This is a genomic window from Nocardioides sp., from assembly GCF_036405735.1.
Lineage (GTDB): Bacteria > Actinomycetota > Actinomycetes > Propionibacteriales > Nocardioidaceae > Nocardioides.
On record NZ_DASWXC010000020.1, the window covers coordinates 1 to 9095 of the forward strand.

General features: G+C 69.5%; 8 protein-coding genes and 1 tRNA gene. 5 read left to right on the plus strand and 4 right to left on the minus strand.

Going from position 1 to position 9095, the window contains the following annotated elements; all coding sequences use genetic code 11:
* The 5 genes from VGE38_RS03680 to VGE38_RS03700 all read left to right on the plus strand — a co-directional run.
* A partial coding sequence (locus VGE38_RS03680; protein ID WP_331141187.1) for a serine hydrolase domain-containing protein occupies nt 1–971 on the plus strand: 971 nt, incomplete at its 5' end.
* A gap of 85 nt (nt 972–1056) precedes the next feature.
* The gene (locus VGE38_RS03685) at nt 1057–2019 is read left to right on the plus strand and encodes an alpha/beta hydrolase (RefSeq protein ID WP_174565876.1); all 963 of its coding nucleotides are present in this window, start codon (nt 1057–1059) and stop codon (nt 2017–2019) included.
* Between the two features lie 51 nt (nt 2020–2070).
* The gene (locus VGE38_RS03690; RefSeq protein WP_331141188.1) at nt 2071–3144 is read left to right on the plus strand and encodes a CdaR family protein; all 1074 of its coding nucleotides are present in this window, start codon (nt 2071–2073) and stop codon (nt 3142–3144) included.
* A gap of 474 nt (nt 3145–3618) precedes the next feature.
* Nucleotides 3619–4323: a DUF433 domain-containing protein gene (locus VGE38_RS03695; protein WP_331141189.1), complete on the plus strand. Its 705-nt coding sequence runs from the start codon at nt 3619–3621 to the stop codon at nt 4321–4323.
* A gap of 3 nt (nt 4324–4326) precedes the next feature.
* Nucleotides 4327–4737 (plus strand): PIN-like domain-containing protein, encoded by a 411-nt coding sequence (locus VGE38_RS03700; RefSeq protein WP_331141190.1) that lies wholly within the window; start codon nt 4327–4329, stop codon nt 4735–4737.
* A gap of 6 nt (nt 4738–4743) precedes the next feature.
* On the opposite strand, the gene VGE38_RS03705 is transcribed toward VGE38_RS03700, so the two are convergent.
* The 4 genes from VGE38_RS03705 to VGE38_RS03720 form a co-directional block, all read right to left on the minus strand.
* Nucleotides 4744–6945: a TOTE conflict system archaeo-eukaryotic primase domain-containing protein gene (locus VGE38_RS03705; RefSeq protein WP_331141191.1), complete on the minus strand. Its 2202-nt coding sequence runs from the start codon at nt 6943–6945 to the stop codon at nt 4744–4746.
* Nucleotides 6946–7123: 178 nt separating this feature from the next.
* Nucleotides 7124–8269 carry a hypothetical protein gene (locus VGE38_RS03710; protein ID WP_331141192.1) on the minus strand — a complete coding sequence of 382 codons (1146 nt, stop codon included), beginning with the start codon at nt 8267–8269 and terminating at the stop codon, nt 7124–7126.
* 29 nt (nt 8270–8298) lie between these two features.
* Nucleotides 8299–8619 carry a hypothetical protein gene (locus VGE38_RS03715; RefSeq protein ID WP_331141193.1) on the minus strand — a complete coding sequence of 107 codons (321 nt, stop codon included), beginning with the start codon at nt 8617–8619 and terminating at the stop codon, nt 8299–8301.
* Nucleotides 8620–8928: 309 nt separating this feature from the next.
* Nucleotides 8929–9005, minus strand: a tRNA-Thr gene (locus VGE38_RS03720).
* Between the last annotated feature and the right edge of the window lie 90 nt (nt 9006–9095).

Sequence of the window (9095 nt, forward strand, 5' to 3'; positions counted from 1 at the left end):
TCGCCACCGTGGCCGCGCTGCAGCAGGTGGAGCGCGGTGAACTCGATCTCTCGGCCCCGGTCGAGCGCTACGTTCCCGACTTCGCCGAGCTGCAGGTCCTCGACGGCTTCGACGGTGACACCCCGCGCCTACGCGCACCGAAGTCGAAGGCCACCGTCAAGCAGCTGATCACCCACACCTCGGGACTGACGTACTGGTTCTGGAACGAGGACCTGGTCAAGTACGAGCAGGTCACCGGCATCCCCAACGTGGTGCCAGGAGACATGGCCGCGTTCAAGGCGCCACTGGTCGCCGACCCCGGCACGAAGTTCGAGTACGGCATCAACACCGACTGGCTCGGCCGCGTCATCGAAGCCGTCGCCGGCTCGACCCTCGACGTGGTGATCAAGGAGAACATCACCGGTCCGCTCGGCATGGACGACACGATGTTCGCTCTCGACGAGGCACGTCAGGCGAACAAGACGCCCGTGCACGTCAAGGGCGAGGACGGCAAGTGGATCTCGGCGGGCAACGTCTTGCCCGACGACCCGCAGTGGTGGGCGGGTGGCCACGGTCTGCACTCGACCCCGCGTGACTACATCCGCTTCGAGAGGGCGTTGCTGCGCGGCGGTGAGCTGGACGGTGTACGGATCCTGAGCCGGGAGACCGTGGACGCGGCGTTCACCGACCAGCTCGACGGCGCTCCGATGCCGACGGAGATCAGGACGGCAGACGCTCCGATCACCGACACGCTGAAGCTCGGTGAAGGGTGGACGTGGGGCTACGGGCTGCTGATCAACACCCAGGACGTCCCCGGCGCCCGGCGGGCCGGGACGGGCGCGTGGGCCGGGCTGTTCAACACCCACTTCTTCATCGACCGCACCACCGGCATCTGTGCGTCGATCTACACGAACTCGCTGCCGTTCATCACCGAGCACGAGGCGTGGAAGCTCTACGGGGACTTCGAGGCCGCCCTCTACGCTTCGCTGTGATCGCCGACCCGCCGCGACGCTGCACTCGCCGGCAGCGTCGCGGCGGTCGTCGTCGCCTTGCCGCCGCACCCTGTCGGAGGAGCCTGTGTCGTCCAGAGCCCGGCCGGAGTTCGACCCGGAGCTGAAGGCCGGCCTCGCCGTGGTCGGTGGTGTGTTCCCGCCGACCATCACCCCGAACCTGATCGCGTTCATGCGGCGGTCTTATGCCTCCCCGCCGATCGACGACACCCTGCGGGGACGCGCGATCACACGCAGCGAGCACACGATCGCCGGTCATCGAGGCGAGCCGATCCAGGTGTCGGTGCTGCGCCCCACCCGAGCCGGCTCCCCCCGGCCCGGCATCGTCTTCGTCCACTCCGGTGGGCTGATGTTCGGCGACCGCTTCAGTGGAGCTGACCTGGTGCTCGACTGGGTCGACAACCTCGGCGCAGTCCTGGTCGCCGTCGAGTACCGGCTCGCGCCGGAGTTCCCGGACCCCTTCCCCAGAGAGGACTGCTACGCCGCGCTGGAGTGGGCGGCGGCGACGGCTGGGCAGTTGGGCATCCGCCACGACCGGCTCATGGTGGCCGGGGCCAGTTCTGGTGGTGGGCTCGCGGCCGGGATGGCGCTCGCGGCGCGGGATCGCGACGGCCCAGCCCTGTGCGGCCAGGTCCTCGACTACCCGATGCTCGACGACCGCGGCGTCACCGCCTCCACCGGCCAGTTCGACGGCGTCGGGGTCTGGGACCGCGTCAGCAACGAGACCGGCTGGTCCGCGCTGCTCGGCGAGGCGCGCGGTGGGCCGGACGTCTCCCCGTACGCGGCCCCGGCCCGGGCGACGGACCTGTCCCGGCTCCCGCCCGCCTTCATCGACGTCGGCGCCGCCGAGATCTTCCGCGACGAGGCGATCGCCTACGCCGACGGCCTCTGGACCGCCGGTGGCGACGCCGAGCTGCACGTCTGGTCCGGCGGGTTCCACGCGTTCGACATCTTCGCCCCGCACACCGTCGTCGCCCGAGGCATGGTCCGGACGCGGGACACCTGGGTCGAGAAGATCCTCGCGGACTGATCCGGTGACCCACGCCACTAGACTGCACCCACCAGTCGTCGGGAGGCGCCCGTGCAAGAACTCCTCGGTCGGATCTCGGCGCTCGACCCGCAGGCGAGCCTCGGTCTGCGGGTCATCGCCTGCTTCGACGAACTGATCATCGGCAACGTCAACACCCGAGCACTGCTGAGTGCGGCCGCCTCCCTCTCCGGGTGCAACGCCGGCTACCAGAGCGATCTCCCCCCGCGGTCGCTCCGGGTCAGCCCGCGCGGCGAGATCGTGGCCCCCGACGACGGGCCGCCGACGCCAGGGAGCTGCTCGGCCATCACGGCCGAGGGGTTGACCGTGTGGATCGAGCGCGACGGCGAGCCGCATGCGAACGACGCGATCGTCCTCGAACGCCTGGCGCTGGCCGTCCGCATCCGCCTCGGAGGAGGCCGACGAGAGATCGACGGCCGCCGCGATCTCGGCCTGCTGCTCGACCCGACCGTCCCGACCGAGACCCGCCGTCTCGCCGCGGCCCGACTCAATCTCGTGTCCACCGCGCGATACCGCGTCATCGCGGCGCCGTTGTTCGCGGTGTGGGACGAGCACCCGTCCGGCGCCGAGGACGTCGTCGCGACCCCCTACGGATCGATCCACGCCCTGGTCGTACCCCACGACCACGCGCCCGTCCCGGCACGGCCGATCGGAACCGGGCCGGCCACCGACGTCGACCACCTGCACAGGTCGTTCCGCACGGCGGTGGTCGCCCTGCGTCTGTGCGATCCCGAGGTCGCACCGTCGGTCCTCGCCGACGACTACGGCGGCCTGGTCGGCCTACTCGCCGACCTCCCCCTGGACAGCGACCTGCCCGACGTCGACTCCCTGGACGCGATCATGTCCCACCCGTGGGGTTCGGTCACCGTCGACGCACTCGTGCGAACCAGCTCCGTACGCCAGGCGGCGCGGAACGCCGGAGTCCACCACAGCACGTTGCAGACCCGGCTCGACACGATCATCGCCGAACTGGGTTACGACCCCCTCGACAACGGCATCGGACGAACCCGATTCGGACTCGCTTCACTGGTCTGGCGACTACGCCACTCCCGCGTTCTGGACCTCCCCGCCCCGACCACACCGTCGTCGCCCACCCCACTCCGATAACGAAGCGCCCGACGACGGTGTGGGTGGCTCCGCCGTCCCACCGATGTCGGTGATCACCGCCGACGATCGGAAGCAACGATCAATGTCGGACAGCCGCGCCCGCTGTGGACAGAGAACCATGAGCAAGGAGGTGCACCCGACCGACGCACACACGCGTGGAGGCCACGTCGCAGGCAGCTGACCGGCAAGAACCCGCCTGAGAGAGGCCACGAGCCACGAAAGCGGACAGGAAAGATCCATAAGCGCGATCTGACCTGCGAAAACGAGCCGCCTTGGGGAGTCGAACCCCAGACCTACGCATTACGAGGCAACCGATGTGCGTCGCTCACCGCTCTACCAGCACCGATCGCGCGGCTCACGGCACCTACGGCACTGACGTCGCAGGTCAGACTCCGACCTCATGCCACGAGCCATGCCACGCGGTGCCCGGCAACCTCGCCCACGTCGTCGGTGCAATGGTGCACACTGACGCTCGTGGGTGAGAACAGCGCGGAGCTGCTCGACCGCCCGGTCTACGGCATGAGCCAGGCCGCGCGGCTCCTCGGCCTGCGCACCGACGGCCTGCGCCGCTGGATCGACGGCTACGAACGCGGGAACACGACCTACGCCCCCGTGATCCGAGAGCGCTCCACAGGAGTGGACACCGTCACCTGGGGCGAGTTCATCGAAGCCGGCTACCTGCGGGAGTACCGGGCCAAACGGGTCACCCTGCAGTACCTCCGCCCCGTCATCGGGTTCCTCCGCGACCGCCTCCAGGTGCAGTACCCGCTCGCCACGCTGAAGCCTTACACCTCGGGCCGCGAACTCGCCCTCGAAGCACAGGAGTTCGTCGGCCTCGACCCGGCGTTGAGCATCGTGATCCTCGGCCGCGACGGGACCCTGATGCCGTCCGACCCGGCCGTGGCGTTCCTCGACAAGGTCGAGTTCAACGACGCAGGCGACGTCGCCGAGCGACTGTTCCCCCTCGGACGGGGGAAGCCGATCGTCCTCGACCCCACACGCAGCTTCGGCGAGCCGACCATCCCGAACGTCGGCGTGCGCACCGAGATCGTCGCGGAGCTGGTGAGCGCCGGAGAGGAGCCCGACAGAGTTGCGGAAATCTACTCGATCTCCGTCACCGACGTCGAGCAGGTCGTCGAGTTCGAGCGCCGTCACGGCGAGCTCACCCGAGCCGCCTGACACGTGCCCGCTCGTCTCCAGAGTCCGCGCTGGTTCTTCGACGAGAACAGCATCGGCGTCGCCCAGGCCCTCCACTACGTCCGCGGCGATATCACGTGGCCCGGCGGACCTGGTGACCTCGTACCGGCAGGCGCCAAAGACCAGGAGTGGCTCCCCCTCGTCGGCCAGGCCGGTCTCGTCGTCCTCACTCGGGACAAGCGCATCCGCAGCCGCCCGCTCGAGCGCCAGGCGCTACTGGACCACGGCGTCCGAGCGTGCTTCCAGACCACCGCCGGTCAGTTGACCCTGTTCGAGCAGCTCCGCCTCTGGCTGCGCTGGTGGAACGAGATCGAGAAGCTCGTCGCCGAGTACCCCGGGCCCTGGCTGGCGAGCGTGACGCGGGCAGGCGCAGCGATCTTTGACGGAGACTCGTAACCTCACTCAGTGTGAGGCGAGGGTCGAGTCTCGGGGATGGGGGAAGCCGAGGGAGGTGTATCCCGGTGCGCGCTTGGCCAGCGACGAGGCGAGCACAGGGGTCTGTTCGTCGTGGTAGTCGTGCACCTCGGCCGTCGTCTTGCCGGGGTGCGGCCTGAGCACGCGGCCGACGAACTGCACGAGGCGCCCCTTGAAGGCGATCGGCGCCGCGAGGAACAGGGCGTCGAGAGCAGGACAGTCGAAGCCCTCGCCCACGTAGGGCCCGGTCGCCACGACGAGCAGCGGCGCCGCACCCGGCTCGAGACGAGCCAGAGCGGTCTTGCGTTCCCGGGCACCCATGCCCCCTCGCAACACCACAGGATCTCGTCCCTCTTCCCGGAGCCTCGCCGCCAGCGACTCCACGTGGCCCTTCCACTGCGTAAGGACGAGGCAGTTCCTCCCGCGCCCCAATGCCTCGAGCACGTCACCGACGATCTGGTCCCTCCGCGCCTCGTCAGCGGCCAGGTCACGGTAGATCGCCGCCATCCCGCCCGGCTTCGACGGATCCGCGTCCTTGAGGTACTCGTACGAGGTCGGATGCACAATTAGCTGCCGCTCCGGGGCGTCGGCGGCTCCCAGGGTGCCCACAGGCCGGGGCGTCACCGTGTGACGGATCGGACCGAGCTGGTGGTGGATGAGCTCGTCCAGGCCGTCGCGCCGATACGGGGTCGCCGTCAGGCCGACCCATCGCCGCGCCCGGATCTGCCGGGCGGCGTTCTCGAACGCGGCGGCGGGCAGGTGATGGCACTCGTCGACGAGAACGAGCCCGTAGCCCCCGGTCAGCTCCGCGACGTCCTGACGGCGCGCCAGCGTCTGCAGAGTGACAACGTCGACCACACCCCGCAACGAGGACCGTCCGGCGCCCAGCTGACCGGCCCGAACACCCAGCAGGTCCTTGATCCGGCTTCGCCACTGGTCCGCCAACGTCTTACGGTCCACCAGGACCAGGGTGGACACGCCGTGCTCCGCGATCAGCGCGCATCCCATGACGGTCTTTCCGGCACCCGGCTCCGCGACGAGCACTCCAAGGTCGTGGCCGGCGAGATCCGAGACGGCGGCTGCCTGGTCCTCGCGCAGCGTCACCGCCAGGTCGAAGCTGTGGCTGTCGCCGTCGGTGCGATCGTCGCTGACCTCGACGCGGCTTCCCGCCTCGTCCAGCACCGACACGACGCGCTCGCCGAGGCCGCGGGGCAGGACGAGACGGCCGTCCACGGTCTCGTCGTAGCTGAGCAGGAACCTGGGCACGTTCCACGTCGATAGCCGACGGCGCTGTCGCTCGCCGAACAGCGGGTTGCTCATCGACGCCGCGTGCTTGAGCGTCGCCAATGCGGCCGGCGTCAGGTCCGACACCGACACCTCGCATCCGGCCTCCAGCCGAAGCCCGATCACCGCCGCCGGTCTCGGCCTCGTCCGCGTCGACGTCGCGGGAGCCAGGCGCTCGACAGCGCCACCCACCTTGACCGCCCCGACACGGCCGGCCAGGCGGGCGGCCTCGGCGGGGGACAGACGGTGCACCCCGGAGAGATGCGCCCACTGATCCTCGTGCGGCTCCAGGGTCCCCAGGTCCAGGAACACCGTCGCACCGTCCTTGCGCGTCCGGCCGTGCAGCGGAGCAGCGATCAGGTTCCCGATCCCACCCGAGGACGGCAGCACGTCTTGGGACGGGAAGAGCCTGTCGTAGCTGCATAGATCCATCCGGCCGCGGACGGCTATCGCCTCCCGGAGCAGGCCCATGCCCAGCGCTCTCGCCGTCGCCGCAGGAACCGCGCCGGCGAAGAAGATCCACGCATGGGCGCCGACTCCCGAGCGAGACACCTCCAGAGCCGCGGGAACACCGGCCGCCCTGGCCGCCTTCAGGTAGGCCAATGCGTCCAGCATCGCAGCAGGTCCGTCGAAGTCCGCCGCGAGCCACCGGCACGTGTCGCCCGGCATCAACGGGTAGAGCCCGATGTGGTGGCGGCCCGACAGGTGCGCCGCGACCACGTCGTCACGAAGCCGCAGGTACGGGCGGGTCGTGCCCTTCCGCCACCCGCCGGCCACCGCTGGCACCCAGCCCGACTTCCCCGATCCCTCGTTCTCCCAGCGGATCGCGTAGACGTCCTCGCGGGCCGCGAACAACGCCCGGAAGAAGGCCACCTTCGCCTCCGGCGTCGACGACGCGGTCACCATGCCGGGACGCTCCAAGAACAGCCCCGATTGGGACGCATCCGGAGCGCGGGCCTGCTCCGCCGTCATCCCCAACAGGCGCAGCAGACGGTCGTTCTCTGCTCGCAACCGAGCGAGTTCACGCTCGAGGTCCCCGGTCGCCACGAACCTCACGATGCCACGGCCTAGCCAAAGCCGGCGATCAGCGGGGAGCGACGACGAGCCCGGCCTGGTCGATCCGCTCGACCAGACTCACCTTGCGCTGATGGCGAGCACGCAGCTCAGTGAGCCGAACACCGAACCCGCTCGACTGGTCCGCCCGCTCTGCGACGACCCGCAGGTCCTCCAGCAGCGCGACCGCAGCGTCGTACTCGGCAGGCTTCTTGGTGGCGATCATCGCCTCGACCCGCGCCCAGCCACCCTCCACGTCCGCCGACAGCGCCGCGAGACGCCGCTCCCGAGCCGCCTCGCGCTTGTGTCGCCGCTCCGCTTCCTCAGCGGCATGGGCTGCCTCGGCCCGCCGGTGCTTGTCCTGCCGGACGAGGTGGGTGGCATCCAGAAGCTCAGCGACCGTCCGACGCGGACGCTCGTCGCCTACCGCTGGGTCCGAGGCACTCAACTGCCGACGCAACTCAGACTGTGCGACAAGGCTCTCGCCACGAGCGACCAGGACAAGCAGGCGGTCCTTCTCGCTGCTCGGGAGCCGTGCCACCCAGGAGGCCAGCCGCCTCCCCGTGAGTCGCGCATCCGACGACGGTGCGCTCGCCTTCGCCGCCACCGTCAGCAGGTCCGGATCCAGCCGCAGGAAGTCCGCCAGTGCCCGCTGCGACGCCGTCAGTGTCGACAACCCCGCAGGCACCGCCGGCTCCAGGACCTCCTCGTTGTCGACGTCGAACGCGCCCTCATCGCGGTCCCAGGTCCCCTGTGCCGCCAGCCAGCCCAGATACAGCGGGCGCAGGTCGCCGGACGCCAGCTCGGCCCGCACCCCGACGAGTCCCGCCAACGTGTACAGGTCGTCCGGGCCGAAGAAGTCGGCGTTCTCGTCATCGCTGTGCAAGCCCAGGATCAGGTGCTCAGCGGTGTCCCACACAGACACCAGAGAATCGACCAGGAACGGCTCGACCGCCTCGACGTCGAGCACCCCCAGCGGGAGGCGCAGCATCAGCGTTCGACTGCCCCAGTTCGCGAAGTACAGATGGGCGTCGTAGTAGCGCTCCATCAACCGGAGCGGATCACCACGGAAGTCGCCCCAGTGGTACTCGTTGGTGAAGCTCGTCGCGCTGATCTGCGCCCGCGTCGACAACGCGCGTACCTCGGCCTGCTCCCGCTCGTCGAGCGGCCGGTCCATCGCGAGGAACTCGTAGTACTGGTACTCGCTCACGTCAGCCCACCGGCCGCCCACCGGAGGTAGGCGTAGATCCACTCCACGCCCTCCGGCGGCGGCGTCGGCAACGGCAGCTCACGAAGGTCGATCGACTGCGACTCACGACCCCGTCGACAGACCGCCACCAGACCGCCACTCACGGGCCAGTCGATCTCGACCACCGCCACCTCGACACCCAGCAGCGTCGTCGTGAACGGCACAGCGACGTGCTCCTCCAGCTTCGCGTGGAACCCACCGAGCTGCTCGTCCACGCCGTAGGCGTCAGCCGTCGCCTCTTCGATCAACGCAGCCAACTCGACATCCCCTCCGCCCACGCCGCCGAGCCTACGGCCAGGCCCGCTCACCACAGGTGCAACCCGAGAGCTGAGGATCGCTCCCGCAAGACCAAGCCGCCCAGGGACACCAGCCCCGTGCACACCTCAGTCCGGCCGAGCTACGCACTCACCTGTGGCATGAGTCCCGTCATGCCACGGGCTCGCAGTCGAAGACGATCACCACGACCCCGTTGAGCAGGGCCGGAACAGGTCGACAGCCTGCTGAAACAGTGTTTCTGTGAGTGCGCCGGGTCAACACGACTGAACGCACTGATCGAACATCCGCAGGTCTCTGACCTGCGAAAACAGTGGAGCCGCCTTGGGGAGTCGAACCCCAGACCTACGCATTACGAGTGCGTCGCTCTAACCGACTGAGCTAAGGCGGCGTGGTGCGAGGCAAGTATAGCCACCGCGCTCCCGCCCCCTCACAAGCCCCCACCGGTCATCCGGAGAAGGGGAAACGCGGCCCCGGCTCC